Source organism: Actinoplanes sp. NPDC048967 (genome assembly GCF_040649415.1).
GTDB lineage: Bacteria > Actinomycetota > Actinomycetes > Mycobacteriales > Micromonosporaceae > Actinoplanes.
This window is the reverse complement of record NZ_JBEZFL010000006.1, coordinates 20416-46324: the sequence shown is the minus strand read 5'-3', so window position 1 is coordinate 46324 and position 25909 is coordinate 20416. Positions and strand designations below refer to the sequence as shown.

Genomic DNA, 25909 nt, shown 5'->3' with positions numbered 1-25909 from the left:
CGACCGTAGAGGGCGCCCGGGCCACACTCCAGCGGATTACCGCTTGGGCGGGGCGAGGGGCCGCGGCGGATCGTTGGACGGGCCGAACGCGGTCAGGAACTTGTCGCGGAACGCGTCCATCGGCCACACCGGCGCCTGCGGGGCCGGCTCGAGCCCGTCGGTCCAGCCCCAGTCCGCGATGCGGTCCAGCACGGCCGGGTCCCGGGCGACGACGGTGATCGGCACGTCGTGGCCGGCGGTGGCGCCGACGACGATCGGGGCCGGCTGGTGGTCGCCGAGCACGACCAGGACCAGGTTGTCGTCGCCGTACTCGCGGACCCAGGACACGACGCTGTCGATCGAGTACTTGATCGATTTCGCGTACGCCTCGCGGACCCGGGCCGCGTCCTTCCACACCTCGCCGGCCGACGGGGCGCCACGCTGCTGGGCGGCGTAGACCGACCCGTCGCCGACGTCGGCCCAGTCCAGCAGGGCCGGCAGCGGCGCCCACGGGGTGTGGCTGGACACGAAGGTGATCTCGGCCATCAGCGGGTCACGGCCGGGCCGGGTGTACTCGCGGTCGGTGAACGACTTCAGGGTGAACTGGTCGGGCATGGTGGCCCAGCTGAACGCCGGGCCGCGGTAGCCCAGGGTGTGCGAGTCGTAGACGCGGTCGAAGCCGTAGAACCGCCCCTCCGGCCACGCGTAGGTCACGCCCGGCTCGACCCCGACGGTCTGCCAGGCCGCGGTCTTACGGAAAGCGCTGGTCAGCGTCAGCCGGTCGCCGGAGACCAGGCTGCGGTAGCGCTGCTCGTTGTTGATCCACACCCCGGACTGGAACGTCGAATGGGCCAGCCAGCTGCCGCCGCCGGTGGTCGGCGAGGTCAGGAAGCCGCTGCGGGCGGCGAACCCGTCCGCGGTGAGCTGCCGGCCGCCCTCGGCCAGAGTGGCGTCGACGCGCTGGTTGAGCCGCGGATCCTCGATCGCGGACCGCCCGTAGCTCTCGATGAAAGTGAACACCACGTCCTTGCCGCGCAGCCCGGTCAGCAACTGCTCGGCGGGCACGTCGCGGAACGCGTCGTCGCGGGCCTCCGCGGTGAACGCGCGCCGGTCCTGCACGGCGGCCGGCACCTTGAGGACGTTGTCGTGGGCCAGCACGAAAGCGCTGTCGGAGGCGACGTACACCCCGGGGACGAACGACGTGCCGAGCAGGGCGCAGGCCAGCCAGGCGAGGCAGGCCGCGGCGATGCCGCGGGTGCTGGCGGTACGGTGTGCCGCCGCGACCGCCGCCAGCCGGCGCACGGCCAAAGTCATCAGGACCAGCACGGCCACCGCCAGCAGGATCGCCCCGGCGACCGCGGCGATGGCCCCGGGCCGGCCGACCGAACCCTTGACGAAGCGGTAACCGTCGGCGAGCAGCGGCCAGTCCAGCACCGGGTCGAACTGGCGGGCCAGCACCGTGAAGAAGCCCATGTCGATGACCTTGATGACGGTCAGCACCCCCAGCGCGGCGCCGAGCACCGCGGCGGTGACCCGGCGGGCGCGGGCCGGCAGGGCCAGCAGCAGCGCGAACGCGGCCAGCGCCTCGATCGGGATGCGCACGAACGCCGCCGGGACCGACGCGCCGGGCGGCAGCCGGGTGATCTGGTCCGGCACGACGAGCGCGAGGAAGACCAGAACCGCGGCCAGGACGGTGAGCACGGCGGCGGTGACGCGGCGCCGGCGCAAGCGCGTGAAGAACGACAACCCGACGATCCTTAACCAGCTGCGGTGGAGCCCCCTGTCAGAGGCGAACTGTACTCACCGATCCTGACACCGCCCGGCGCGCGTGGTGCCAGGCGGTGTCAGGTCGCGGTCAGAGCCGTCCTCGTCAGATCAGGGCGGGCACCCCGGTGAGCCGGTCCAGCGTGCCGGTCAGGTCCAGCACGCGCCGGACGATGCCGCGCGGGTTGATCACTGTCAGGTGCACCGCCTGGGCGTTCGCGGCGGCCCGGGCCCGCAGCAGCGCGTCGACGCCGACCGAGTCGCACAGGCTGAGCCCGGCCAGGTCGAGGACCACTTCGGCCGGGCGGGCCGCGGCGAGCACCTCGTCGACGGTGTCGGTCAGCCGGTCGGCGGTGCCCAGGTCGAGCTCGCCGTGCACAGCCAGCCGGATCACCCCGTCGTTGACCAGGTGGGTGGTGATGCGCATGGTGCTCAGCCCTTGATCTGGCGCGGGGTCCCCGAGCCGGCGGCGACGCTGATCCGGCGTGGCTTGGCGCTGTCCGAGACGGGGATCCGCAGGTGCAGCACCCCGCTGTCGTACTCGGCCTCGAGCTTGTCGGTGTCCAGCGTGTCGCCCAGGAACAACTGGCGAGTGAAGACCCCCATCGGGCGTTCGGCGATGACGCTCTCGACGCCGTCGCGGCGGGCGCGCTGGCGCTGCGCGCGGACGGAGAGCACGTTGCGCTCGACGGTCAGGTCGATGGACTCGGGATCGACGCCCGGCAGATCGAAGTAGACGTGGAACCAGTCGCCGTCGCGTTCGGCGTCGACATGCATCACCGCCGGGCGCGCCGCGGTGCCGGCGAGCTGCTCGAACATGCGGTCGATGTCGCGGAACGGATCCGTGCGCATGAGCATGGTCATCTCCTCCTTGGTGCTCCCTCACCAGGCTTCTTGAGTCCCACAGACTCAACTTCTTCTGAGATACAACGACCGTCGGTGTGCTGTCAAGCACTCAGCGCTGGCCGGGGATGAAAACGCTTTGCCGGACGCGCGGCTGCGCCCGTACCGTGATCGCATGAACCTCAGGTCCGCCACGACGACGCCGGGATGTCCCGGCGGAGCACCGCGCTGATCTGATCTGCGACGACGTGGCCCCGGGCGATCCGCCCGGGGCCACGTTCGCTGTCCCTGGACCGGTCGCCGGGCCCGCACCCAGGGAGAAACCGATGCACGTGGACCACCGCAAACTCGGCCGTGAACTCGACATCTTCGACTCCGACCCGCTGATCGGCGCGGGCCTGCCGTTCTGGCTACCGGCCGGCGCCGCCGCCCGCCACGAGGTCGAGAGCTACCTGTACGACCTCGAACGGCGCGCCGGCTACCAGCACGTCTACTCGCCGGCGCTGGGCAAACGCGCGATGTACGAGCTGTCCGGGCACTGGCGCAACTTCGCCGACGACATGTTCCCGCCCATGAACCTGGGCGACGAACTGGTCCTGCGGCCCAGCCTGTGCCCGCACCACGCCCTGATCTTCAAGGCGCGGGCCCGCTCGTACCGTGACCTGCCGCTGCGTCTGGCCGAGATCGGCGGCATGTACCGCGCCGAACGCTCCGGGGTGCTCGGCGGCCTCAGCCGCGTCCGGGCGATCTCGCTCAACGACGCGCACACCTTCTGCCCGGTGTCCCAGGTCGGCCAGGAGGTCTCGGCCGTGCTGGACCTGATCCGCCAGGCCCACGCGGCGCTGGGCCTGACCGTGTCGTCGTACCAGCTGTCCCTGCGCGGCCCCGGCGGCAAGTACGCCGACGCCGACTGGGACCAGGCCGAACGGCTGCTACGCGAGGCGCTGGACGCGGCCGAGGTGCCGTACCAGGCGGTCGAGGGCGAAGCCGCGTTCTACGGCCCGAAGATCGACATCCAGATCGCCGACCCGGCCGGCCGCGAATCGACCCTGTCGACCATCCAGATCGACTTCCACCAGCCGGCCCGGTTCGACCTGACCTACACCGACCCGACCGGCGCGAAGGCCCGGCCGGTGATGGTGCACCGCAGCCTGGTCGGGTCGATGGAACGGCTGTTCGCGGCTCTGCTGGAGCTCCACGCCGGAGCGTTCCCGGTCTGGTACTCGCCGGTGCAGGTCAGCGTGGTGCCGATCGGGGCGGAGCAGGACAAGGCGGCCGACGACTTCGCCCGGGAGGCGATCGAGGCGGGGCTGCGGGCCCAGGTCGACCGGGACGGCACCGTGGGGGCGCGGATCCGGGATGCCGCGCGGCGGAAGATCCCGTACGTGGCGGTGATCGGTCCACGGGAGCAGGCCGAGGGGTCGGTGGCGCTGCGGCTGCGTGATGGGCGGCAGATGCCGGCGATGTCCCGGGCCGAGGCGGTGGGGTTGGTGCGGGCGGTGGCGGCGGAACGGTCGCACGAGCTGCTGCCCGCCGAGGGCTGAGGCCGGTGTCGGGCCGGCAGCGGGTCAGGGACCGGTCGTGCCCGCCCGCTGCTGCCCTGTCCGCCACTCCCGGGCCAGGACGGCGAAGACGAGCTGGCCCGCCCACGTGCCGCGGAACAGGTAACTCTCCACGTGGTGGGCCTCCTGGCGCATGCCGAGCCGCGTCATCAGGCGGGCGGACGCCTCGTTGCGGCTGTGACACCGGGCATAGACGCGGTGCAGACCGACCTGGCCGAACCCCCAGTCCAGCAGGACCGCGGCGGCCTCCGTGGCCAGACCGCGACCCCCGTGGTCGGGATGGAAGACGTAGCCGAGCTCGGCAGTCCGGTCCTGCTCACTGCGCCAGACCAGCTCCACGGTGCCGACAACGCCGGCCTCGGTCGTGGCGGCCAGGGTCAGGCAGTCGCCCTCGGCGCGCAGCGCGTCCTCGCTCGCCATGGCCAGCACCGAGGCCCGTGACTGCTCGCGGGTGCGGGGCTCGGCCCCGGCCATCCACCGGACGACGTCGGGTCGGCTCTGCCAGGCATGGACGTCGTCGAGATCGCCCATGGTGATGGGCCGCAGAGCGAGGCGCGGCGTCCGCATCGGATAGGTCGGCTGGAACATCAGCCGATCGTAGGGCCGACGCGACGAGCCAGCAGCCTCACCGTGCGTCCTCCTTACACCATAACTGTCATTATGGTGTGCTGGCGTTTTGTCCGTTTACTGGGCGCAACCTGGATTACTGGATTATTGATAATGGCAATCCGGTAATCCAGGCGCGACGTGACCGCTACAGAAGACGCCGACAATCCGCAGGGGATCGTCGGCGTCTTCCGTAGGACGGCTTGAGACGAGGCTTGCTGGCCGGGCCGATCGAGACAGCGTCGCTATCGCGGAAAGAAAAGCGGTCCTGATCAGAGGACGGGCTTGCCGAACCAGCGAGACAGCTGGCCGTCCAGTTCCCGCTGGTCGTCCCCGATCCAGGCGACGTGACCGTCAGGCCGCAACAGCAACCCCGGACCAGCCACCGCCGCAGTCGGATCCCCCAGGTGGTCGACCCGGTCGGCCCAACCGCCGACGCTCAGCCGTTCGGTACGGTCCAGCAGCAGCCCCCGGCCACGGCGCAGCAGATCGTAGAGCCGCCCCTGCTTCACCTCGACGTCCCGCAGCCGGCGACCGAGCAGATCAGGCCCCGCCCCGAAGTCGTACCGGATGCCGATCGCCGTGATCTTCTCGATCAGGTGGCGGTTCACCTCGTCGAAGTCCATCAGCTCGCTGAGCAACCGGCGCAGCGCCTGCGCCCCCGGCTCGGGCGAGAACAGCGCCGTCTGGGCGCGCGTGTTGTCCAGTACCTCCGCCGCCACCGGATGACGTTCGGTCTCGTACGTGTCCAGCAACTCGTCCGGCGCCCACCCGCGCACCTGACCGGCCAGCTTCCAGCCGAGATTGACAGCATCCTGAACGCCCAGGTTGAGGCCCTGCCCACCCGCCGGCGGATGGATGTGCGCCGCGTCGCCGGCCAGCAGCACCCGCCCCACCCGATAGCGCTCGGCCAGCCGGGTCGCGTCGCCGAACCGGGACAGCCAGCGCGGCGAGTGCACGCCGAAGTCGGTTCCGGCGACTGTGCGCAGCTCCTGCCGGAAGTCCTCGATCGTCGGCGGTTCCGTCCGTTCGCTGACTCTCGCCGCGGGGACCACCACGCGGTAGACACCGTCGCCGAAGGGCTGCACGGTGAACGACTTGTGGGTGTCGCGAACCGAGGTCACCGTGGCGGCGATCTCCTCCGGCGGTACCCCGGCTTCCATTTCGCCCATCAGGGTGTCGTGCCGGGACGGCTCGCCGGGGAACGCGACACCGAGCAGCTTGCGCACAGTGCTGCGGGCGCCGTCGCAGCCGACCAGGTAGCGCGAGCGCAGGCGTTCACCGCCGGCCAGTTCGACGGTCACGCCGTCGTCGTCCTGCTCCAGATCGACCACGGCGCAGCCACGGCGGATCTCGGCGCCCAGGGCCTCCGCGTGTTGCGAGAGGAGGTCCACGATGACCGGCTGCGGAATGCCCAGCAGGTAAGCGTGAGCCGAATCCAGGCCCGGCGGTACGGGCTTGGCGATGGCGGCGAAGAAACCGGCGGCCGGACGCTGTCGTGCGTGTACGCGGATGCGTTCGAGCAGTCCGCGCATCGCCATCAGCTCGATGCTGCGGATGTGCAGGCCGACGATGCGGACGAACGACACGGGCTCGGTCTCCTGCTCCAGGACGAGGACCCGTACGTCGTGCAGCCGCAACTCGGCGGCCAGCATCGCGCCGGTCGGACCACAGCCGGCGATGATCACGTCGAAGGTGTGCATAGGTGAGTGCCTTCCGGGAGGGCCTTGGTGGTGAGGCGCTCCCGGCGACACCTACGTCAGTCGCCCGGCCGTGACGGGAGGGGGAGCACCCACAGCGATACAGCGTTCATGGGTCTCACCTCCTCGGGCGGTGTCACGATCGTCTGCAAGCTACAAGTCGCACCCGTCCGCGTCCACCCAATTATCTCACGAGCGCTGTTTCCGGCGCCCCCGGGTGGTGGCATTTGCCCTGGTCAGCCGCCGCTATGGTGCCCGGCATGTCTGCTGCTGAGGTGATCATCGTGGGTGGCGGCCCGGTCGGGCTGCTGCTGGCCGGCGAACTGGTGCTGGCCGGTGTGCGCCCGGTCGTGCTGGAGCAGTTGCCCGAGCCCAGCACGGCGTACAAGGCCAATGCTCTGGTCGGTCAGGTGGTGCGTTTCCTGGACCACCGGGGGTTTCTCGAAGACCGGCCGCGGACCGCTCCGGCTTTCCTGTTCGGCGCGCTGCCGTTGAAATTGTCCGGCCTGGCCGACAATCCCCTGTACGGCCTGCAGATCCGCCAGGCGCAGCTGGAGGCAATGCTGGAGCAGCGGGCCCGAGAACTCGGCGTGGACCTGCGACGCGGGCACCAGTTGCTCGAGCTGGGCCAGGACGACGTCGGCGTCTCCGTACAGGTGCGGGGCCCGGACGGCACCTACGAGATGCGTACCGGTTATCTGGTCGGATGCGACGGCGCGCGCAGCGGCGTCCGCAAGCAGATCGGGATCTCGTTCGCCGGCCACACCGATCCGGGCGTCGTCTCGCGGGCCGCCCACGTGAGCGTGCCGGCGTCCTGGATCAGCGGCGACCGGATCGGCCTGTACGCCTGGCACCGCACCGAACGCGGCGCCTACGTGATGGTGCCGCACGGGCCCGGTGTCCTGATGGTGTCGGTGATCGAGTGGGACGGTCCCGCGCCGGACGACGACGTCCCGGCCACCCTCGACGAGGTACGCGACAGCCTGCACCGCGTCCTCGGGCAGGACCTGCCGCTGTCCGCACCGACCACGCCGGGGCCACACCTGCTGCGCCGCGGGTACGTCGCCAACACCCGGATCGCGACCTCGTACCGTCAGGGCCGGGTGTTCCTCGCCGGTGACGCCGCCCACGTGCACCCCTCGGTCGGTGCGCCCGGACTCAACCTCGGGTTACAGGACGCGGCCAACCTCGGCTGGAAACTCGCCGCGCAGGTGCACGGCTGGGCGCCGCCCGGACTGCTCGACAGCTACCAGGCCGAGCGTCGGCCGGCCGCCGAGCGGGTCACCATGCAGACCCAGGCTCAGCTGGCGCTGATGTCGCCCGGTCCCGCGGTCACCGCGTTGCGCCAGGTCGTCGGCGAGCTGCTCGACCTGCCCGGTGTCACCGACCATGTCGCCGGGCTGCTGGCCGGCTCGGATGTGGCGTACCGGATGCACGCCGGCAGCGCCCATGCGGTGACCGGGCGGTTCGCGCCGGAGCAGGAGCTGCGGGTCGGCAGCCGGGTCACTCGCCTGGCCGAGCTCATGCGGGCGGGCCGGCCGCTGCTGGCCGACCTCACCGGTTCCGGGCAACTGGCCGACCTGATCGCCGCGTGGCGTGATCGCGTCGACGTGGTCAGCGTCCAGGCGCGGACAGCACCGGCCGAGGCTCTGCTGATCCGCCCGGACGGCTACGTCGCGTGGGCCCTCGGCCCGGACGGCACCGACGGGCTCCTCGACGCGCTGGCCACCTGGTTCGGCGCCCCTAATCCGCGGACAGCAGGCGCGTGAGCCGGTCCAGGCCACTCCTGATCAGCTGCCCGTACCCGTCATCGCCGAGCGCCCCGATCCCCGCCTGCGCCTGCCGCAGGTGGTCCCGGGCCGGGCCGAACTCGCCGAGCTTGCGGTAGCACTCGGCCAGGTTGAGGTGCAGCGACGGATACAGGCCGGCCGCGGTCAGCGGCACCCCGGCCTCGGCGACCCGGGCATCGGTGAGCTGATCGGCCGCGACCAGCGCGCGCTGGTCCCAGCGCAGCTCCTGCCGGACGTCGTCCTGCACGTCGGCCAGGGCGTGCGCGAGGACGCAGACGTGCAGCGGGTCGCCGCGCTCGCCGCCGATCTCGTCCCAGATCCGGGCGAACACCTCACGGGCGGCATCCGGCCGGTGCTCGTGATGGTGTAGTTCCACGCCTTGGGCGATGCGGGCGAGGGTGGGGTCGGGTGTCCGTCACCGGAAAATTCTGAACTCGGTCGGCGTCGCGTGTCGAGAACCTCAGGGTGGCTGCGTCCCAGGGGACACCAGCGGCCACCACCGGTCGCCGGGGACGAGGAATGAGGGACGACCGTGCACCAGGATGAGATCACCGAGGTTCTGCACCGGCCGCTCAGCCAGCAGATGCTGGCCCGGGACCTGACCCGGCTGGCGTACGTCGCCAAGGACGGCACTCCGCGCAACGTGCCGATCGCGTTCACCTGGAACGGCTCGCAGATCGTCATGTGCACCTCGACGAACGCCCCGAAGCTGCCGGCCCTGCGGGTCAACCCGATGGTCGCGCTGACCATCGACACCGAGGTGCACCCGCCCAAGATCCTGCTCATCCGCGGCCGGGCCGAGCTCGACGTCGTCGACGGCATCCCGCAGGAGTACCTGCAGATGAACGGCTCCTACACGATGACCGCCGAGCAGCGGGTGCAGTGGGAGGCGGAGGTGCGCTCGCTGTACGACGGCATGGTCCGCATCGTGGTGACGCCGACCTGGGCCAAGCTCATCGACTTCGAGACGACGTTGCCCAGCGCCGTCGAGGAACTGGTGCGGCAACGCGAGCAACGGCAGCGGGCCTGAGCACAATGAGCCGTACCCGTACCGACAGGAGACCGTGATGGCCAAGTATCTGCTGCTCAAGCACTACCGGGGCGCGCCGGCACCGCCCAACGACGTCCCCATGGACCAGTGGACCCCGGAGGAGGTGTCCGCCCACCTGCAGTACATGCGCGACTTCGCCGCCCGGCTCGAGAGCACCGGAGAGTTCGTCAGCGAACAGGCACTGTCCCCGCAGGGCACGTTCGTGCGTTCCGACGGCGAGGGGCGCCCGCCGATCACCGACGGACCGTTCGCCGAGACCAAGGACCTGATCGCCGGCTGGATGATGATCGACGTCGACAGCTACGAGCGGGCGCTGGAACTGGCCGCTGAGCTGTCCGCCGCGCCGGGAGCCGGGGGCGAGCCGATCCACGAGTGGCTCGAGCTGCGCCCGGCCTACACCGAGCCCGAGACCATCACGGAGTGAGAAATGGACGAGGCCCTGCTGCGCAGCCTGACCCCGACGGTGATCGGCGTTCTCGTGCGGCGCGGCGCCGACTTCGCGGCGGCCGAGGACGCCGTGCAGGACGCCCTGCTGGAAGCCGTACGCGGGTGGCCCGGTGACCCGCCCCGCGACCCCAAGGGCTGGCTGGTCACCGTGGCCTGGCGCAAGTTCCTCGACGCCACCCGCGCGGAAGCGTCCCGCCGGCACCGGGAGGTACGCGTCGAGGCCGAACCGCCGCCCGGCCCGGGTGAGGTGGTCGACGACACGCTCCAGCTGTACTTCCTGTGCGCGCACCCGTCGCTGACCCCGGCGTCGGCGGTCGCGCTGACGTTGCGGGCGGTCGGCGGGCTGACCACCCGCCAGATCGCACAGGCGTACCTCGTGCCGGAGGCGACCATGGCCCAGCGGATCAGCCGGGCCAAGCGGACCGTCGCCGGGGTGCGGTTCAACCAGCCCGGCGATCTCGCCACCGTGCTGCGGGTGCTCTACCTGGTCTTCAACGAGGGCTACTCCGGGAACGTGGACCTGGCCGGCGAGGCGATCCGGCTCACCCGCGAGCTGGCCGCCCGGACCCTGGACGAGGAGGTCGCCGGGCTGCTCGCGCTCATGCTGCTGCACCACGCCCGGCGCGAGGCGCGTACCGGGCCCGGTGGGCGGCTCGTGCCGCTCGCCGAGCAGGACCGCAGCCGGTGGAACACCCGGCTGATCGCCGAGGGTGTCGACGTGCTGCAGGCCGCGCTGGCCCGTGACCGGCTGGGTGAGTTCCAGGCCCAGGCGGCGATCGCCGCGCTGCATGCCGACGCCCGTACGGCCGGGGAGACCGACTGGGTGCAGATCGTCGAGTGGTACGACGAACTCGTGCGTCTCACCGGCAGTCCGGTGGCCCGCCTCAACCGGGCTGTCGCAGTCGGTGAGGCCGACGGTCCGCGCGCCGGGTTCGCCGCCCTCGCGGAGCTGGATCCCGGGCTGCCGCGTCACCCGGCCGTCGCGGCGTACCTGCACGAGCGTGACGGTGACCGGGTGACCGCGGCGCGGCTCTACACCGTGGCGGCCGAGGCCGCGGCCAGCCTCACCGAACGTGAGCACCTCACCCGGCAGGCGGCCCGGCTCAACGCCCTGCTGCGCCGCCTCAGCTCTTCGTCGGGGTAGGGCGGGAGGCGGACTCCGCGGTGACGACCACCTTGCTGATGTCGATGTGGACCGCGTCGGCGGCCCGGCGGCGCATCTGGTCGAACAGGGCCCGGGTGATGGGCGGTCCGACGTACGTGCCGCGGACCCAGACCGTCTGCTTGCCGGTGGCGCCGTCCTTGCCGCTGCCGCTGGCGGTGCCCCGCATCTGCAGCCCGGCCGGGTCCAGGACCGGTGCTTCCTCGATCCGGCCGTCGGTGGTGACGGCGGGCCGGGCGGCCGACACTGTGAACCACAGGCCGGTGACTTCGACGACCTTCGCGTCGCGCACCCCGTCGATCGTGCGCAGGTTCGTCGCGGCGCGTTCCAGCTGCGCCTTGGTGGTCGACTGGTCGATGGCGATCGCCGGCCCGCCGGCCGGGGCATCGGCGAAGACTTTCCTGAGGTCCTCGATGTGGGAGTAGTCGTGGTCGCCCTCGCCCAGGCCGGCGAATACCGCACTGTAGAAGGTCCGCTGGCGGCTGATCGTATCCGCCTCCCGGCCCGGGTCCGGCGTCCAGGTCAGCACCGGGATCGTGGTCCGGTACTGCTGCAGCGACGGGTCCAGCGTGACGGCCGAGGCCGCCGGCGCCGGGCGGTCCGCCGGTCGGTCGTTGTCGCCGCGCCCGCCCCCGGCGAGGACCGCCCCGCCGATCGACACGCCGAGCATGACCGCGAACAAGCTGCTCGCCGCCACTCGCGTCGTGCGGCGGCCGCGGGCGGCACCCTCGACCGTCTCGTACGTGGGCACGAACGTCCGGCTCCGCGCGTCGGCGGCGGCGTCCCGCAGCAGGGTCTCCAGCTCGGGCAGCGGGTTGTCCAGGACAGGGTTCTCGTGGTCAGACATGTCGGCTCTCCAGGGTCACGATGGTGTCGGATCGGTCGGCCTCGTCGAGGAGCTGGCGCAGGGCTTCGCGGCCGCGCGAGAGCCGGGCCTTGACGGTGCCCGGCGGCGCCCCGGTCTCGGCGGCGACCTGATCGACGGAACGGTCACACAGGTGGTGCAGCACGATCGCGCGGCGCTGCTCCTCGGGGAGCCGCTGCAGGGCCGCCACGATCAGCGGCGTCTCCACCCCGGGCGCGGGCACGTCCGCGAGCGGTCCGTGCCGCCGCCACGCCGCCAGCCGTGACCGGGCGGACCGCCAGCGGCTGACCGCGATCCGGCGCGCGACCGTCCTGATCCACGCCTCCGGCTCGTCGCCGCCGGCGAAACGCCGCCGTCTGCTCCAGGCCCGGATGAACGCCTCCTGCACGGCGTCCTGGGCCTCGCCGACATCACCGGTGAGCAGGTAGACCTGCCCGACCAGCCGGGCGAACGCCGATGCGTAGAACGCCCTGTACTCCTCGTCCGTCACGCCGAACCCGCTTCCCTCGGTGCGTGCTTCTGTCCCTGGCACGCCGCCGGACGGCCCGCCGGTTGCAGCGGACCGGAGGTTTTTCAGCGCGGGTCGCCGAATCCGCTGCTGGCGGCGCGGATCTCGGTGATGAAGGCGGCCACCGCCGGGTGGGTCGCGGCGCCGCGACGGTACGCGATCCGGGTACGCCGGCGCGTCTGCAACGGCACCAGCCAGACGCCGGTGGGTGGCTTCGCCGTGGCCAGTTCGGGCACCAGCGACACACCCTGGCCGGCGGCGACCAGCGCGAGCACCGTGGTGAAGTCGTCGGCCTGGTGCCGGGCCCGGGGCGTGAAGCCCGCCGCCCGGCACACGTGCAGGGTCACGTCGTGGCACAGCGTCCCGGGGCTGGCCACGATCCAGTCCGCGTCACGCTGGTCGCGCAGCGACCCCGAACCGGTCGACGGCAGCGCCAGGTACACGGTCTCGTCCAGCAGCGGCACGGCGTCGAGCATCGGGTCCGGCTTGACCGGGACGACGTCGTAGTCGTGCAGCAGGCCGACGTCGAGGCGGTGCTCGCGCAGCGCGTCCGGGACGGCCGCCGGGTCCAGCTCGGTGACCATGAGTTCCAGCCCGGGGTGGCGTTCGGCCAGGGCGACCAGGGTGGCCGGCAACAGGGTGCGGACCGCGGTGGGGAACGCGCCGATGCGCAGCGGCCCGGACAGGCCGGTGGCCAGCGCGGCGATCGCGGTGGTGGTCTGCTCGAGCGCGGCCAGCACGCCCTCGCCGTGCTGGACCAGGACCCGGCCGGCCGGGGTCAGGGCGACGCGCCGGCCGGTGCGTTCCAGCAGCGGCAGGCCGACCTCGCGTTCCAGGGCCGACAGCTGCTGGGAGACCGCGGACGGCGTGTACATGTGCGCCTGCGCGACAGCGTTGATCGTGTCGAGGCGGGCGAGGTCGCAGAGCAGGCGCAGGCGCCGGACATCCAGCATCAGCTGAGCTTACGGTTCTGCGCAGAAATGTGAACTGGACCTTATGGCAGTTGGTGCCAGAGGCTGGGCCCATGACTTTCTCCGGTGTGTACGTCCCGCTGATCACCCCGTTCGACGCCGACGGGTCGGTGGCCCTGGACGCGCTGGAAGCGCTGGCCCGGGAGGTGCTGGCCGGGGGTGCGGCCGGGCTGGTGGCGCTGGGCACGACCGGGGAGCCGGCGTCGCTGAGCCCGGACGAGCAGCAGGCCGTGCTGGACGTGGTCACCCGGGTGTGCCGGGACGGCGACGCCGCGCTGGTGGTCGGGGCGAACTCGGTCGAAGCGTTACGGGAGCTGCGGGAACGGCCCGGAGTCGACGCCGCGTTGTGCCTCGTGCCGCCGTTCCTGCGGCCCGGGGAGGACGGTGTCGTCGCGTACTTCGAGGCGCTGGCCGCGGTGAGCCCGGTGCCGGTGCTGGTCTACCACGTGCCGTACCGGACGGGGCAGTCGTTGTCGGCGGCGGCTCTGCGGCGCCTGGCGGCGATCCCGCAGGTGGCGGGGGTGAAGCTGGCGGCGGGTGGCATCGACGCGGCGACCGTGGAGCTGCTGGCCGATCCGCCGGCCGGGTTCGCGGTGCTCGGCGGGGACGACGCGTTCGTGTCGCCGTTGCTGGCCCTGGGGGCGCACGGCGGGATCCTGGCGTCGGCGCACGTGGCCACCGACCGCTTCGCCGAGCTGGTGCGGGCGTGGGCGGCCGGGGACGCCGTACGGGCGCGGGCGGTCGGTCATGCGCTGGCCGGGCTCGCGCTGGCGTTGTTCGCCGAGCCGAACCCGACGGTGCTCAAGGGAGTGCTGCACGCGCAGGGCCGGATCCCGACTGCCGCCGTACGGCTGCCGCTGCTGCCGGCCTCCTCCCACAGCGTCGAGGCGGCGCTGAAGCAGCTCTAGCCGAGGGCGTCGCGGACGGCGGCGATGAGGCGGGTGGCCCGGGCATCGCCGTAGCCGACCATGCGGTTGGCGACATAGGCGAAGCCGACGCCGTACTCGTCGTCGCCGAAGGCGAACTGCCCGCCCGCGCCGTCGTTGCCGAAACTGCGCGCGCCCGGCAGCGGCCGGAAGGCCGAATCGAGCAGGAAGCCCGAGCCCCACCGCTGTCCCGCGTCCATCCCGGACCAGCTGGCGCCCGCGGACTGCGCACGGACCAGGTCCGTCACCGTGTGCGCGCTGAGCAGGCGCTCGGTGCCGTCGACGCCGGTCACGGCGGCGGCGAACAGTCCGGCCAGGCCGCTCGCCGACGACACGGCGCCCGCCCCGGGGATCTCGGCGGTGAGCAGCTCGGGATCGTTCCAGCCGCGCGGCTGGTCCAGGCCGGGAAAGACGAACGCGCCGTTCATCGTGACCATCCGCATGATCAGCGTCTCCGGGCCGGGCAGCGGCGGGCGGCCCGGAGCCTCGGTGAGCCGGGCGAGGCCACCGAGCTCCTCGCGGGGCACGCCGATCCAGGTGCGCAGGCCGAGCCGGTCGGCGATGGCCGCGCGGAACCAGGCGCCCGGGCCCAGCCCGGTGATCCGCCGGATCAGCTCACCGAGCAGAAAACCGAAGACATGGCCGTGATACTCGTACGCCGTGCCGGGCTCCCACAGCGGCGCCTGCTCCTCGATGGCCCGCACGACCGGCGTCCACGCGGTGACCTCCTCGAACGACAGACTCCGGTCGAGCACCGGCAGCCCGGCCCGGTGCCCGAGCACCATCCGCGGGGTGATGCCCTCCTTGCCGTGCGCGGCGAACTCCGGCCAGTACCGGCTCACCGGCGCGTCGAGGTCGAGCTCGCCGCGCTGGGCCAGCAGGTGCGTGCAGACGCTCACCACGGCCTTCGCGCACGAGAACACCGGCACCGCGGTGTCGACGGTCCACGCCCGGCCGGTGCGCTCGTCGGCGACGCCCCCGCACAGCTCGACCACCTTGCGGCCGCCGGCGTAGACGGTGACGGCCGCGCCGAGCTCCGGGAAGTCGCCGAAGTTGCGGGTGAAGACGTCGGCCACCGCGCCGAAACGCTCGTCGGCCTCTCCGCTGATGTCCACAGCGGGACACCATAGGCGGCCCGCGGCGCCGGCTCCACCGATTTGTGGTGACCTCAGCGGATCAGGGCCAGGGCCCGTGCGGCCAGGCCGGGCGGCGCGGACCGGGGTGACCCGGCGCTGAACGGCGGGTCCGGGTCGTACTCGACGGCCAGCTGGACGGCCTGCGCGGTCTCGTCGTCGCGCAGCCGGGCCAGCAGGGTCAGTGCCATGTCGATCCCGGCGGAGACGCCCGCCGCGGTGATCACCGGGCCGTCGGTCACGACGCGCTGCTCGACCGGCTGCGCGCCGAACGCGGCGAGCCCGTCGCGCCAGCCCCAGTGGCTGGTGGCCCGGCGCCCGTCCAGCAGCCCGGCCGTGGCCAGCACGAACGAGCCGCTGCAGACCGAGGTCATCCACTGTGGGCGGGCCGCCAGCAGCCAGGCGCGCAGGTCGGGATCGTGCATCGCCTCGGCGGTGCCGGGGCCGCCGGGCACGACGATGACCTCCGGGTGCGGCAGGTCGGCGTAGCCGGCGGTCGCGGACAGGGTCAGGCTGCCGAGGTCGTCGGTCACCGGGCCGGGCGCCGCGGCCACGAATGTCACGGTGACCTGCGGGGCGAAGCCGAGCACGGTGTACGGGCCGACGGCGTCCAGGGCGGTGAACCGGGGATAGAGCGGGATGGCGACGTGCATGCCTCAGGCCTCTCTGTGCTGGAAGCGGCGGCGGTAGTCGGCCGGTGAGATCCGCCAGCGGCGCCGGAACGTGCGGTACAGGGTCTCGGGCAGGCCCAGGCCGCAGTCGCGGGCGACCCGGGCCAGCGGCGCGTCGGTGGATTCGAGCAGGCGGCGGGCCGCCTCGGCCCGGCTGTGCTCGACGTAGCGGCCGGGCGGCATGCCGACCTGGCGGGTGAAGACGCGGGAGAAGTGCCGTTCGCTCATCGCCGCGCGCCGGGCCAGGGCCGGCACGCTCAGGTCCGCGGCCGGGTTCGCGTCGATGTAGGCGCGCAGCTCCCGCAGGGGTTCGCTGCGCGGGACGCCGGTGCGCATCGGCGTGCTGAACTGGCTCTGCCCGCCGGGCCGGTGCAGGTAGACGACCAGGCCGCGGGCGACGTCGGCGGCCAGGGCGGTGCCGTGGTCCTCGGCGACCAGCGCCAGCGCCAGGTCGATGCCCGCGGTGACCCCGGCGGAGGTCCAGACGGTGCCGTCGCGCACGTAGATCGGATCGGCGTCGACCTCGACCCGTGGGTAGGCGGCGGCGAGGTCCTCGGCGACCAGCCAGTGCGTGGTCGCGCGGCGCCCGTCGAGCAGCCCGGCCTCGGCCAGCAGCAGGGCGCCGTTGCACACCGACGCGACCCGCCGGGCGCGGCTGGCGAGCCGGGCGATCGGTGCGGCCAGGTGCAGGTGCCGCGGCGCGGACAACCCGCCGGCCACCAGCAGCGTGTCGATGTCGGTGAGGTCGTCGAAGGCCACCGCGGTGGTGGTGATGCCGTTGTGGGCCCGGACCGGGCCGGCCTCGGCGGCCGCCACGTCGAGGCGGTAGCCGCCGCGAGCGATCAGGGCCGCGGTGGCGAACACGTCGGCCGGGCCGGCCAGGTCGAGCAGTTGGAATCCGTCGTAGACGACGACGGCGATGCGGCGGTCCCCCATGGCGTCGATGATCGCGGGGTACGCGCGGTGGCGTCCACGCCACGACCATGACGATTTCGGCCATCGGCGGGCTCAGCCCAGGACGCGGCGGGCCTCCGCGAGCACGGCGGGCGAGGCCAGCGGCGCCCAGGACGCGAACAGCTCGCGGAAGTAAGCGCCGTGGCGGGCCACGAACGTCGGGTCCTGCTCGGCGACGTCGAGCTCGTTGACGATGCTCAGGTCGGTGAACGGGCCGGTCTGCTCCGGGGCCAGCTCGTGGACGCCGCCGGTGAAGCGGTCCCACACCTGCCGGGTGCCGGGCAGTGCCCGCCAGGTGCGGGAACGGTCGCAGGCGCCGTACAGGTGGATCAGTGCCTCGGCGCGCTCACCGACCAGCTCGCGCAGGACCGCCCGGTCGGCGACCGCCAGCAGGGTCCGGTCGAAGCCGTCGGTGCCGTAGGCGGCGTGGGCCAGCCCGGCCAGCTGCACCTGCGGGTCGTGGCCCAGCGCGCCGAGCCGGTCGTGGACCCGGCCGAGGTGGGCGTAGAGGGTGCCGCCGGGGTGCTCGATGCTCTCGGCGCCGCGCTCGCGCAGCCAGGCCCGCACGGTCTGCTCGGTGCTCATCGCGCCGGGCCCGCGCCGGTCAGCACGGCGACCTTGCCGGTCTCCAGCGCCACCCAGACGTTGCCGTCCGGACCGACGGTCAGGCCGTGCGGTTCGGACTTCGGGCTCGGCAGGTCGTGCCCGGTGACGGTGCCGTCGGCGCTGATGTGCGCGACGCGGTTGGCGCCCCACTCGGTGAACCAGCAGCCGTCGCCGCCGGCGACGATCGCGTGCGGCCGGGCCGCGCGGTCAGGCAGCGCGAACTCGGTGACCGTGCCGTCCGGGGTGATCCGGGCGACCTGGCCGGCACCGATCTCGACGCACCACAGCGCGTCGCCGCCGGCGGTGATCCCGACCGGAGCGGCGGCCGGGGTGGGCAGGTCCAGCAGGGTCACCGTGCCGTCGGTGGTGATCCGGCCGACGGCATCGGCCTGGTTGAGGGTGAACCACAGGGCGTCGTCGGGGCCGGCGGTGATGGTCGAGACGAACGCCTGCGAGACCGGCAGGGGAAACTCGCGCAGGTCACCGTCGGGGGTGAGACGCCCGATCCGGTCGGCGTTTATCTCGGTGAACCAGAGCGCGCCGTCCGGGCCGGCGGTGATCCCGTACGGGCCGCAGCCGCGCGTGGGCAGCGGGAACTCGCTGAGCTGCCCGTCGGTGGTGATGCGGCCGATCCGGTCGTCCTGGGTGCGGGTGAACCACAGCGCCCCGTCCGGTCCGGCGGTGATCAGGCTGGGCTGGCAGTCGGGGGCATCCAGGTCGAAGGTGCGCAGGTCACCGGCGGTGGTGAGGCGCGCGATCCGCCCGGCGTGCACGAGCGTCAGCCACAGGGCGCCGTCGGGGCCGGTGGTGATGCCGTACGGGCCGGCGTCCTGGTCGGCGACCGTGATCTCCCGGATGTCCATGCCGTTCCCCTCCGCTGTCTCAGGGCACTTCCGGGTCGGGCGGGCGCCAGCCGCGGCGCCGGCCCCGGCGCAGGGCGGCGGCGACGACCACGACCAGCAGCACCACGCCGGCGCCGATCGCCGCGACCAGCAGTGACATGTCCTGCGCGTCGGCGCGGCGGGCGGCCAGGGCCAGCGCCGCGGGGTCCTCGGTGTGCATGACCGCCGGTGCCGGCGGCGGCGGGGACTCCGGGCCGAGGGTCTCGGTCAGCGCCCGGTACGGGTTCAGCACGCCGAAGCCGTACAGGTCGCTGCGCCGCCCGCCGGGGGCCGGGTCGGCGGTGGCCAGGATGCGCCGGGCCACCTGGGCCGGGGTCAGTGACGGGAACCGCTGCTTGAGCAGTGCGGCGGTGGCCGCCACGAACGGCGTCGCGTAGCTGGTGCCGTCGCCCTGGGTGTGCCCGGAGCGGCGCGCGGCGATGGTCACCGCGACGCCCGGGGCCATCACGTCCACGTAGTCGCCGTGCTGGGAGAAGTCGCCGGCCACGCCGTTGGCGCCGATCGCCCCGACGCCGATGACGTCGGGATAGGACGCCGGGTAGGGCCGTGGGTTGCCGTCGTCGGGGCGCCCGTCGTTGCCGGCCGCGGCGACCACGACAACGCCGGCGGCGACGGCCCGGGCGACGGCGGCGCGGACCCGGCCGTCGTCGGTGGTCATCACCAGCGACATGTTGATCACGTCGGCGCCGCCCTCGTCGACGGCCCAGTCGATCGCGGTGGCGAACTTGGCCGGGCTGACCGGCCCGCCGGTGCTCTGGTCGGTGTCGGTCTGCTCGCTGACCCGCACCGGCACGATGGTCGCGTCCGGGGCCAGCCCGCGCAGGCCGGCGCCGGCGACGGGCTCGGCGGCGATGAGGCCGGCCACGGCCGTGCCGTGCCCGACGCAGTCCTGGCGCCCGGTCGCGTCGCCGTGCAGGAAGTCCCGGCCGGCGGCGACCCGGTCACGCAGCTGCGGATGGTCGGCGTCCACGCCGGAGTCGATGACCGCGACCCGCACCCCGGCGCCGGTGGCGAACGGGGCGAGCCGTTCCGGGGCGAACAGCTGCGTCTCGTACGGCTTGGCCGCGCTGACCTTGGCCGGGCCCGGCAGGGTGGGGCAGACGAAGGCCCGGGCCTGGGCGGGCGCGGCCGGCAGCAGCACGGCGGCCACCCCGGTCAGCGCACCCAGCGCCGCCGTCACCCTGTGCAACCTCATCGCCACTCCCCCGCACCACGACCGGCTTGGATGTTACCGAGCCGGGCCCCGCGGCGGTGACCCGGAGGCTGTGAGCACCGGCTCGATTGACCGGTTCCGGCGCTCGCCGCTAGGTTGTGGGGACCATCTGCGGCGTCGTGAGGGAAACCGGTGGGAATCCGGTGCGGTCGCGCCACTGTGAACGGAGCCCTGCGGGGATCCGTGAGTCAGGACGCTCACACGTACGCAGGCCTGTTGAACGGGACGCGTCATCCCGGTAGGAGGTCTGACCCAGTCATGTCGAACAACACTCAGTCGGTACGCCCGCTGAACCCGCCCGCTGTCTCACCGCGGGTGCTCTGGACCGCCGTCGGTGCGGTCACCATGCTTCTGCTGCTGGCCTACCTGGTGGCCTTCGACCAGGGCGCGGTCTCGCAGGGCGGTATGTACCTGCACGAGCTCATGCACGACGGCCGTCACCTGCTCGGCGTGCCGTGTCACTGAGCTCGGCCCGCACCACCCCCACCTACGGCGCGATCCTGCTGCGGGGTCTGCTGGCCGGCCTCATCGCGGGTCTGCTGGCGGGCGTGTTCGCGTACGCGACCGGGGAGAGCCGGATCGACGCGGCCATCGCCATCGAAGAAGCCGCGGCCCACGCGGAGACCCCGGGCGCGGCCGACGACGGCCACCACGACGAGGAGCTCGTCTCACGCACCGGCCAGAAGGGCGGCCTGTTCCTGGCCACGGCCCTGTACGGCGTGGCGATGGGCGGGTTGCTCGCGACGGCGTACACATTGCTGCGCCGGCGGTTGCGCACCTCCAGCGACACCCGGGCGGCGTTCGGGCTGGCCGGGGCGGCCCTGCTCGGCATCGTGCTGGTGCCGTTCGTGAAGTATCCGGCCAATCCGCCCGCGGTCGGTGATCCCGCGACGATCAACCAGCGCACCATCGGCTGGCTGTCGGTCGTGGTGATCGGGGTGGTCGCGGTCTGGGCCGGGGTGCTGGCGTCCCGCTCACTGCGCGCGGGAGCGCCGGAGTGGCTGCGGGCGGCGGCGGCGCTGGGTGGTTTCCTGGTGGTGGTGGCGATCGGGTATGTGCTGTTGCCCACGTTCGACGAGGTGCCCGACACGTTCCCGGCGAGCCTGCTGTGGACGTTCCGGCTGGCCTCGCTCGGCACCCAGGTGACGTTGTGGACAGCGCTCGGGCTGGCTTTCGCCGCGCTGCTGGACAGGCTGGCCGGGCGGGTGCCGGCCGAGCAGTCCGGGGCCGTGACCGTGTGAGCGGTGTGCGGCTGCTCGCCGCCGCGACCACCCCGGCACTGCGCCGGGCGGTCTTCGCCGGCGACGACGACGATCTCGACGAGGGCGGCCTGCGGGCCGCCCTCGCCCTGTGTGATCCGGACGGCCCGGCCGACCTCGGCGGCCGCGGCGACGTGTGGGTGTGCGCGCCGTCGCAGGCGGCGCTGCAGACGGCGCGGGCGCTGGGCCACGACGACCCGGTGGTGGACAAGGCGCTGGCCGACCCGGCGTTCGGCACGTGGAGCGGGCTGGGCCTGGGCGACGTGGCCGGCCGTGACCCCGAGGGTCTGCAGGCGTGGCTGACCGACCCGGGTGCGGCCCCGCACGGCGGTGAGTCGCTGGCGGCGGTACGGCAGCGGGCCGGCACGTGGCTGGACAGCCGGAGCGAGCAGCGCACGGTGGCTGTCGCGCATCCGGTGGTGGTCCGGGCGGCGCTCACGCACGCGCTGGGGCTGCCGGACGCGGCGGTGTGGCAGCTGGACGTGGCGCCGTTGTCGCTGATCCGGCTGACCCATCGCACGAGCCGTTGGCACGTGTCTTTCCCGCCGGCCGGATAGCGGGCCTCGCTGCGGCGGGCGCCTTCCCGGTCTCCCGGCCCGCGCCGGGCGCCCTATGCGGGGGCGACCGCCGGGCGGTTGCCTCGGGTGTCCTTTGAGCGGGCGACCCCCGAGCGGTTACCCCGGGTGTCTTTTGAGCGGGCGACCGCTGGAGCTCAGTCGAGGGCTTCGCGGGCCCAGCGGGTCACCTGCGCCAGCACCGGGGCACGGCCGGCGAAGACCTCCGCGGTGTCGCGGGCGTCGTAGGCGCCCCGGCCGCTGCCCCGCGCGACGGCGAGCAGCATCCGCGGCGCCAGCCAGTAGTACTTGGCCGCGCCGGTCAGTTTGATCGCCCGGCTGATCGTCGCGTCGTCCAGCACCCCGCCCAGCCCGCGCCGGTAGCCGTCGGCGACCGCGGCCGTCACGTCGTCGATCAGGGTGATGTCGATCAGCCCGTCGAAGAACGCGTCCAGGGTCAGGTTGGCGACGTCCTCGCCGATCGCGCCCGGCCCGGTGAACGCCCAGTCCAGCAGGACCGGCCCGGTCGCGCCGATGATCAGGTTCATCGGCCAGAGGTCGTGGTGGCACAGCGTGCGCGGCAGGGTGTCGGCCGCGGCGAGCAGCTGGGTGCGCCGGTGCCACAGCGTGCGCAGGTCCTGCCGCAACCTCGGGGACCAGCCGGCGACCGCGGCCGGGTGCTCCCAGTCGGGCTCGCCCACCGGGTGGGTGCTGGTGTAGTCGCGCAGGAAGTCGCGGGAGAGCCAGGCGTCGGTGGGCGGGCGGCCGAGCCAGCGGGCCTGGGCGATCCCCATCCGGTACGCGACGTCGCCGAACTCCGCGCTGCCACAGGCGGGGCCGGGGACACCCTCGACGTGCTCGAGCCACAGGGCGACGGAGCCGTCGGCGCGTTCCTCGGTGCCGAGCAGGGCGGGCGCGCTGATCCCGGCGTCGGCGAAGGCGGTGCGGGCGAGGCCGCTGCGGTACACGAGCAGCTCGCGCCGCCAGTAGTTCCAGTGCCCGGGCTCGTCAGAGGCCTGCAGGTGCGCCGCCGCGTCGGGACGGCCGGGCGTGGAGAGCTTCAGCACCGCGGGAACGCCGTCGCGGCGCACCCGCCAGATGCCACCGGTGGCGCCGTTGCCGACGTTGTGGGTCAGCTCCTGAGCGGTACCGGACTCGGTCATCAGGTCCTCGGGTGGACTGCGCACGACGACGATCGTACCGCTGGACAAACTTTTTTGTCGGTGGGAGAGTGGGCGCCATGGAAGACGTCGCAGTGATCGAGGACCCGGCCGCCGCCGAGGTCAGCCTGGACCCGATCCGCAGCCGGCTGCTGGCCGCGCTGGCCGTGCCCGGCTCGGCCACGATGCTCGCCGCCCAGGTCGGCCTGCCCCGGCAGAAGGTCAACTACCACCTGCGCACCCTGGAGCAGCACGGGCTGCTGGAGCTGGTCGAGGAACGCCGCAAGGGCAACGTCACCGAACGGGTGCTGCAGGCCACCGCCGCCTCGTACGTCATCTCCCCCACCGCGATGGCCGCCGTCGCCCCCGACACGTCCCGGGCGCCGGACCGGCTGTCGGCGCGCTGGCTGCTCGCCGTCGCGGCGCGGCTGGTCCGCGACGTCGGCGAGCTGATCACCGGCGCGGGCCAGGCCCGGCAGAAGGTCGCCACGTTCGCCATCGACGGCGAGGTCCGCTTCGCCAGCGCCGCCGACCGGGCCGCGTTCGCCGAGGAGCTGACCGTGGCCGTCACCGCCCTGGTGAGCCGCTTCCACGACGAGGACGCGCCGGGCGGGCGCAGCCACCGCCTGGTCGTCGCCGTGCACCCCACCGTGACCCGGGAGCCCTGATGGGCCAGGACTTCGAGGCCCACCTGGAGGCGCAGGTGCCGGCCACCGCCGAGCAGGTGTGGGACACGGTCGCCACCGGGCCCGGGATCAGCTCCTGGTTCGTCGGGCGCACCGAGATCGACGGCGCGACCGTCCGCACCTCGTTCGGTGAGGGCTGGATGCCGGAGGGGCACGTCACCGCCGCGCAGCCGCCGCACCGGTTCGCCTACCGCAGTGACACCGGCGAGGACGGGCGCTTCGTGGCGTACGAGTATCTGATCGAGGGCCGCGCCGGCGCGTCGACCGTCCTGCGGACGGTGACCAGCGGGTTCCTGCCGGGCGACGACTGGGCCGACGAGTACGAGGCGATGCGGTACGGCACCGAGCTGTTCTTCCACACGCTGACGCAATGCCTGTACTGGTTCCCCGGCCGTTTCGCCATCCCGGTCGACACCTTCGGCCCGCCGGTCACCGACTGGCCCCGCACCTGGCGACGCCTGCACCACGCGCTGGGACTCGACGCCGCACCCCGCGCCGGCGACCCGGTGCACAGCACGGTGATCCCGGACGGCGTCGTGTCCTTCACCAACCCGCACACCCTGGCCGTACGCGCACCCGACGCCATCTACCGCTTTCTGCGCGGCTTCCACGGCTCGCTGGTCGTGGCCCACGCGCTGTTCACCCCGGCGGATCCGGGGATCTGGCCCGCCTTCCTCGCCTCCCTCGAAAGCCCCGACCTCGACTGAAGGACGATCACCATGCCTACCGTCACCTCCGCCGACGGCACCACGATCGCGTACGAGACCACCGGCACCGGCCCGGCGCTGATCCTCGTCGACGGCGCCATGTGTTACCGCGACCAGGGCCCCGCGCGTGGACTGGCCGCGGCGCTCGCCGACACCCACACTGTGTACCTCTACGACCGTCGCGGCCGCGGCGACAGCGGCAACACGCTGCCCTGGTCACCGCAGCGCGAGATCGAGGATTTGGCCGCGCTGCTCGCGGCGGCCGGCGGGACGGCGTACCTGCTCGGCACCTCCTCCGGAGCGGTCCTGGCCGCCGACGCCGCCGACCGCCTGCCCGGCTTCAGCCGGCTCGCCCTCTACGAGCCGCCGTTCATCGTCGACGACACCCACGCGCCGCGCCCGGAGGCGTTCCTGGCCGAGACCGAAGCGCTGATCGCGGCCGGCGACACCGGCGGCGCGGTCAAGAAGTTCCTGCGCTCGGTCGACATGCCCGGCTTCGCGGTGCGGATCCTGGCGCTGCTGCCACCGTTCCGCAAGATCAAGGCGGCGGCCCACACCCTGCCCTACGACCTGCGCATCCTCGGCGACACCGGACGCGGCGAACCGCTGGACCCGGCCCGCTGGTCCGGTGTGACGGCCCCGGCGCTCGTGCTAGACGGCGGCAAGAGCCCGCAGTACATGCGCAACGCGGCCCGGGCGCTGAGCGAGGCACTCCCGAAAGCGGAATACCGCACTCTGCCGGGTCAGACCCACCTGGTGAAGCCGGCCGCGCTCGCCCCGGTGGTCAAGGAGTTCTTCGCCTAGAGCAGATCCGCGGCGTTGTCGAACGCGGCCGCCGCTCGGATGGTCTCGTCCGCGGTCAGCGGTACCTGCCGGGCCCGGGTCAGCAGCTCGGCGGCGGTGGCCGGGTCGTCCAGGACCAGCGCCACCTCGGCCCGGTAGACCAGCACTTCGACGTACGTGACGGGGTCGCCGTCGTCGGGGTGGGCCAGAGCACTGTCGAGGATGCGGGCGGCCTGCCGCGGGTCTCCTTTGGAGTCGGCCAGCACGACCGCGTTCGCCAGAGCCTTCTCCAGTCGCCCCGCCGGCGCCCGGGCCGAGGTCGGGACGGCCGGGGTGTGCTGCACGATGCGGATCCAGTTGCCGCCGGGGTCGACGACGCTGAAGCCGCTCACCCCGTCGTAATCTTGCGCGGCCGGGGCCGGGTCATCCGCGGGGTGCCGGCGACCAGCACTTTGCCGTACGCGGCCCGCATGCCCGCCGCGAACGCCCGGTGCAGCTCGCCGAGGTCGGGGGTCAGCACGAGGCAGGAGCTGTAGGACTGGGCCGGGTCGAAGCCCGCCATCTCGAAGAAGTGCAGGTTGAGGTCCTCGCGCCGGATGGCCGCGTACGGGTGGGGTCTGCGCTGGCGGTAGGTCGAGTGGAACCCGAGCACCTCGTAGAAGGCGACGGTGTCGTCGAGGGAGGCACAGGGCAGCAGGGGAACGGTGACCTCATTGCTCATGCGCTCTTCCTAGCCGTCGCCGGGGTGGTGGCGCCCATGGAAATGGCCGATCGGTGCGCCGGTGCCGCTGAACGACCGATGCCGGCGGCGGGATCGTCGAGGTGGTGCGGCGCGGTGGCGGGAAAGTGTCGGTGGGTGGCGTTAGGGTCGGTCCGCGATGGTGGATGACGACGCTTCCGTGACGAACGACCCGACTTCGACTGCTCCGACCTCGACCAGTCCGGCTTCGGTGGGTCTGGCTTCGACCAGTCCGGCTTTGGCGGATCTGGCTTCGACTAGTCCGGCCTCAACTAGTCCGGCTTTGGCGGGTCCGGCGACCGGTGCCGCGACGGTCGGGTCTTCAGGAGCCGGCGCCCCGGCAGATCGAGCAGGGACCGCCGAGGCTG

General features: G+C 73.0%; 28 protein-coding genes, 1 pseudogene and 1 riboswitch. Of the genes and pseudogenes, 12 read left to right on the top strand and 17 right to left on the bottom strand.

Annotated features, from left to right (window positions below):
* Window positions 1-36 precede the first annotated feature (36 nt).
* From AB0C12_RS25735 to AB0C12_RS25725, 3 genes are all read right to left on the bottom strand, one after another.
* On the bottom strand, window positions 37-1725 hold the full coding sequence (locus AB0C12_RS25735) for a sulfatase (protein WP_360552091.1): 1689 nt from the start codon (window positions 1723-1725) through the stop codon (window positions 37-39).
* Between the two features lie 124 nt (window positions 1726-1849).
* Window positions 1850-2170, bottom strand: a complete 321-nt coding sequence (locus AB0C12_RS25730) for an STAS domain-containing protein (protein WP_360552089.1) — start codon at window positions 2168-2170, stop codon at window positions 1850-1852.
* 5 nt (window positions 2171-2175) lie between these two features.
* Entirely contained in the window at window positions 2176-2601 is a 426-nt protein-coding gene (locus tag AB0C12_RS25725; RefSeq protein ID WP_360552087.1) for an Hsp20/alpha crystallin family protein, read from the bottom strand.
* Window positions 2602-2912: 311 nt separating this feature from the next.
* On the opposite strand from AB0C12_RS25725, the gene thrS reads away from it, so the two are divergent.
* Complete coding sequence (thrS, locus tag AB0C12_RS25720; protein WP_360552085.1) at window positions 2913-4130, top strand: threonine--tRNA ligase; 1218 nt, start codon at window positions 2913-2915, stop codon at window positions 4128-4130.
* A 24-nt stretch (window positions 4131-4154) separates the two neighbouring features.
* Here thrS and AB0C12_RS25715 read toward each other — a convergent pair whose 3' ends face one another.
* Window positions 4155-4736 carry a GNAT family N-acetyltransferase gene (locus tag AB0C12_RS25715; protein WP_360552083.1) on the bottom strand — a complete coding sequence of 194 codons (582 nt, stop codon included), beginning with the start codon at window positions 4734-4736 and terminating at the stop codon, window positions 4155-4157.
* A gap of 290 nt (window positions 4737-5026) precedes the next feature.
* Window positions 5027-6457: a rifampin monooxygenase gene (rox, locus tag AB0C12_RS25710; protein ID WP_360552081.1), complete on the bottom strand. Its 1431-nt coding sequence runs from the start codon at window positions 6455-6457 to the stop codon at window positions 5027-5029.
* Window positions 6458-6714: 257 nt separating this feature from the next.
* On the opposite strand from rox, the gene AB0C12_RS25705 reads away from it, so the two are divergent.
* Window positions 6715-8223 carry an FAD-dependent monooxygenase gene (locus tag AB0C12_RS25705; RefSeq protein WP_360552079.1) on the top strand — a complete coding sequence of 503 codons (1509 nt, stop codon included), beginning with the start codon at window positions 6715-6717 and terminating at the stop codon, window positions 8221-8223.
* Here AB0C12_RS25705 and AB0C12_RS25700 read toward each other — a convergent pair.
* Window positions 8198-8620 (bottom strand): hypothetical protein, encoded by a 423-nt coding sequence (locus AB0C12_RS25700; protein WP_360552077.1) that lies wholly within the window; start codon window positions 8618-8620, stop codon window positions 8198-8200. The genes AB0C12_RS25705 and AB0C12_RS25700 overlap by 26 nt on opposite strands.
* A gap of 156 nt (window positions 8621-8776) precedes the next feature.
* Here AB0C12_RS25700 and AB0C12_RS25695 point away from each other — a divergent pair, with 156 nt between their 5' ends.
* From AB0C12_RS25695 to AB0C12_RS25685, 3 genes are read left to right on the top strand one after another with little or no spacing between them, the layout of a single operon-like run.
* The gene (locus tag AB0C12_RS25695; RefSeq protein ID WP_360552075.1) at window positions 8777-9274 is read left to right on the top strand and encodes a pyridoxamine 5'-phosphate oxidase family protein; all 498 of its coding nucleotides are present in this window, start codon (window positions 8777-8779) and stop codon (window positions 9272-9274) included.
* Window positions 9275-9311: 37 nt separating this feature from the next.
* The gene (locus tag AB0C12_RS25690; RefSeq protein ID WP_360552073.1) at window positions 9312-9719 is read left to right on the top strand and encodes a YciI family protein; all 408 of its coding nucleotides are present in this window, start codon (window positions 9312-9314) and stop codon (window positions 9717-9719) included.
* 3 nt (window positions 9720-9722) lie between these two features.
* Window positions 9723-10886 carry a DUF6596 domain-containing protein gene (locus tag AB0C12_RS25685; protein WP_360552071.1) on the top strand — a complete coding sequence of 388 codons (1164 nt, stop codon included), beginning with the start codon at window positions 9723-9725 and terminating at the stop codon, window positions 10884-10886.
* On the opposite strand, the gene AB0C12_RS25680 is transcribed toward AB0C12_RS25685, so the two are convergent.
* The 3 genes from AB0C12_RS25680 to AB0C12_RS25670 form a co-directional block, all read right to left on the bottom strand.
* Window positions 10867-11751 carry a hypothetical protein gene (locus AB0C12_RS25680; RefSeq protein ID WP_360552069.1) on the bottom strand — a complete coding sequence of 295 codons (885 nt, stop codon included), beginning with the start codon at window positions 11749-11751 and terminating at the stop codon, window positions 10867-10869. The genes AB0C12_RS25685 and AB0C12_RS25680 overlap by 20 nt on opposite strands.
* Window positions 11744-12259 (bottom strand): SigE family RNA polymerase sigma factor, encoded by a 516-nt coding sequence (locus AB0C12_RS25675; protein WP_360552067.1) that lies wholly within the window; start codon window positions 12257-12259, stop codon window positions 11744-11746. The genes AB0C12_RS25680 and AB0C12_RS25675 overlap by 8 nt, the downstream gene beginning before the upstream one ends.
* 83 nt (window positions 12260-12342) lie before the next feature.
* A complete protein-coding gene (locus AB0C12_RS25670; RefSeq protein WP_360552065.1) occupies window positions 12343-13230 on the bottom strand; it encodes a LysR family transcriptional regulator in 888 nt (295 codons plus the stop codon).
* A 71-nt stretch (window positions 13231-13301) separates the two neighbouring features.
* On the opposite strand from AB0C12_RS25670, the gene AB0C12_RS25665 reads away from it, so the two are divergent.
* Window positions 13302-14156: a dihydrodipicolinate synthase family protein gene (locus AB0C12_RS25665; RefSeq protein WP_360552063.1), complete on the top strand. Its 855-nt coding sequence runs from the start codon at window positions 13302-13304 to the stop codon at window positions 14154-14156.
* Here the strand turns inward: AB0C12_RS25665 and AB0C12_RS25660 are convergent.
* The 6 genes from AB0C12_RS25660 to mycP form a co-directional block, all read right to left on the bottom strand.
* Window positions 14153-15289 (bottom strand): serine hydrolase domain-containing protein, encoded by a 1137-nt coding sequence (locus AB0C12_RS25660; protein ID WP_360552061.1) that lies wholly within the window; start codon window positions 15287-15289, stop codon window positions 14153-14155. The genes AB0C12_RS25665 and AB0C12_RS25660 overlap by 4 nt on opposite strands.
* Window positions 15290-15342: 53 nt before the next feature.
* Entirely contained in the window at window positions 15343-15960 is a 618-nt protein-coding gene (locus AB0C12_RS25655) for a DJ-1/PfpI family protein (protein ID WP_360552059.1), read from the bottom strand.
* A gap of 3 nt (window positions 15961-15963) precedes the next feature.
* Complete coding sequence (locus AB0C12_RS25650; RefSeq protein ID WP_360552057.1) at window positions 15964-16914, bottom strand: DJ-1/PfpI family protein; 951 nt, start codon at window positions 16912-16914, stop codon at window positions 15964-15966.
* A gap of 72 nt (window positions 16915-16986) precedes the next feature.
* Window positions 16987-17517: a DUF6817 domain-containing protein gene (locus tag AB0C12_RS25645; RefSeq protein WP_360552055.1), complete on the bottom strand. Its 531-nt coding sequence runs from the start codon at window positions 17515-17517 to the stop codon at window positions 16987-16989.
* Complete coding sequence (locus tag AB0C12_RS25640; protein ID WP_360552053.1) at window positions 17514-18401, bottom strand: virginiamycin B lyase; 888 nt, start codon at window positions 18399-18401, stop codon at window positions 17514-17516. Before AB0C12_RS25640 ends, AB0C12_RS25645 begins: the two co-directional genes overlap by 4 nt.
* Before the next feature lie 19 nt (window positions 18402-18420).
* Window positions 18421-19635: a type VII secretion-associated serine protease mycosin gene (mycP, locus tag AB0C12_RS25635; protein WP_360552051.1), complete on the bottom strand. Its 1215-nt coding sequence runs from the start codon at window positions 19633-19635 to the stop codon at window positions 18421-18423.
* Between the two features lie 142 nt (window positions 19636-19777).
* A riboswitch (cobalamin riboswitch) is annotated at window positions 19778-19850 on the top strand.
* A gap of 61 nt (window positions 19851-19911) precedes the next feature.
* Here mycP and AB0C12_RS25630 point away from each other — a divergent pair.
* From AB0C12_RS25630 to AB0C12_RS25620, 3 genes are read left to right on the top strand one after another with little or no spacing between them, the layout of a single operon-like run.
* Window positions 19912-20118, top strand: coding sequence for a CbtB domain-containing protein (locus AB0C12_RS25630; protein ID WP_360552049.1), 207 nt, complete (start codon window positions 19912-19914; stop codon window positions 20116-20118).
* The gene (locus AB0C12_RS25625; RefSeq protein ID WP_360552047.1) at window positions 20109-20894 is read left to right on the top strand and encodes a CbtA family protein; all 786 of its coding nucleotides are present in this window, start codon (window positions 20109-20111) and stop codon (window positions 20892-20894) included. The genes AB0C12_RS25630 and AB0C12_RS25625 overlap by 10 nt, the downstream gene beginning before the upstream one ends.
* On the top strand, window positions 20891-21469 hold the full coding sequence (locus AB0C12_RS25620; protein ID WP_360552045.1) for a histidine phosphatase family protein: 579 nt from the start codon (window positions 20891-20893) through the stop codon (window positions 21467-21469). Before AB0C12_RS25625 ends, AB0C12_RS25620 begins: the two co-directional genes overlap by 4 nt.
* Window positions 21470-21624: 155 nt before the next feature.
* Here the strand turns inward: AB0C12_RS25620 and AB0C12_RS25615 are convergent, their stop codons facing one another.
* Complete coding sequence (locus tag AB0C12_RS25615) at window positions 21625-22653, bottom strand: phosphotransferase (RefSeq protein WP_360552043.1); 1029 nt, start codon at window positions 22651-22653, stop codon at window positions 21625-21627.
* 53 nt (window positions 22654-22706) lie between these two features.
* On the opposite strand from AB0C12_RS25615, the gene AB0C12_RS25610 reads away from it, so the two are divergent.
* Genes AB0C12_RS25610 through AB0C12_RS25600 form a run of 3 tightly spaced genes read left to right on the top strand, consistent with a single transcriptional unit; the run spans window position 22707 to window position 24823 of the window.
* Window positions 22707-23294, top strand: coding sequence for a helix-turn-helix domain-containing protein (locus AB0C12_RS25610; RefSeq protein WP_360552041.1), 588 nt, complete (start codon window positions 22707-22709; stop codon window positions 23292-23294).
* On the top strand, window positions 23294-24019 hold the full coding sequence (locus AB0C12_RS25605) for an SRPBCC domain-containing protein (RefSeq protein WP_360552039.1): 726 nt from the start codon (window positions 23294-23296) through the stop codon (window positions 24017-24019). Before AB0C12_RS25610 ends, AB0C12_RS25605 begins: the two co-directional genes overlap by 1 nt.
* Window positions 24020-24031: 12 nt before the next feature.
* Window positions 24032-24823: an alpha/beta hydrolase gene (locus AB0C12_RS25600; protein ID WP_360552037.1), complete on the top strand. Its 792-nt coding sequence runs from the start codon at window positions 24032-24034 to the stop codon at window positions 24821-24823.
* Here the strand turns inward: AB0C12_RS25600 and AB0C12_RS25595 are convergent.
* Window positions 24820-25523: pseudogene (locus tag AB0C12_RS25595) on the bottom strand (VOC family protein). The gene AB0C12_RS25600 and the pseudogene AB0C12_RS25595 sit on opposite strands and share 4 nt — an antisense overlap.
* Window positions 25524-25909: the final 386 nt, after the last annotated feature.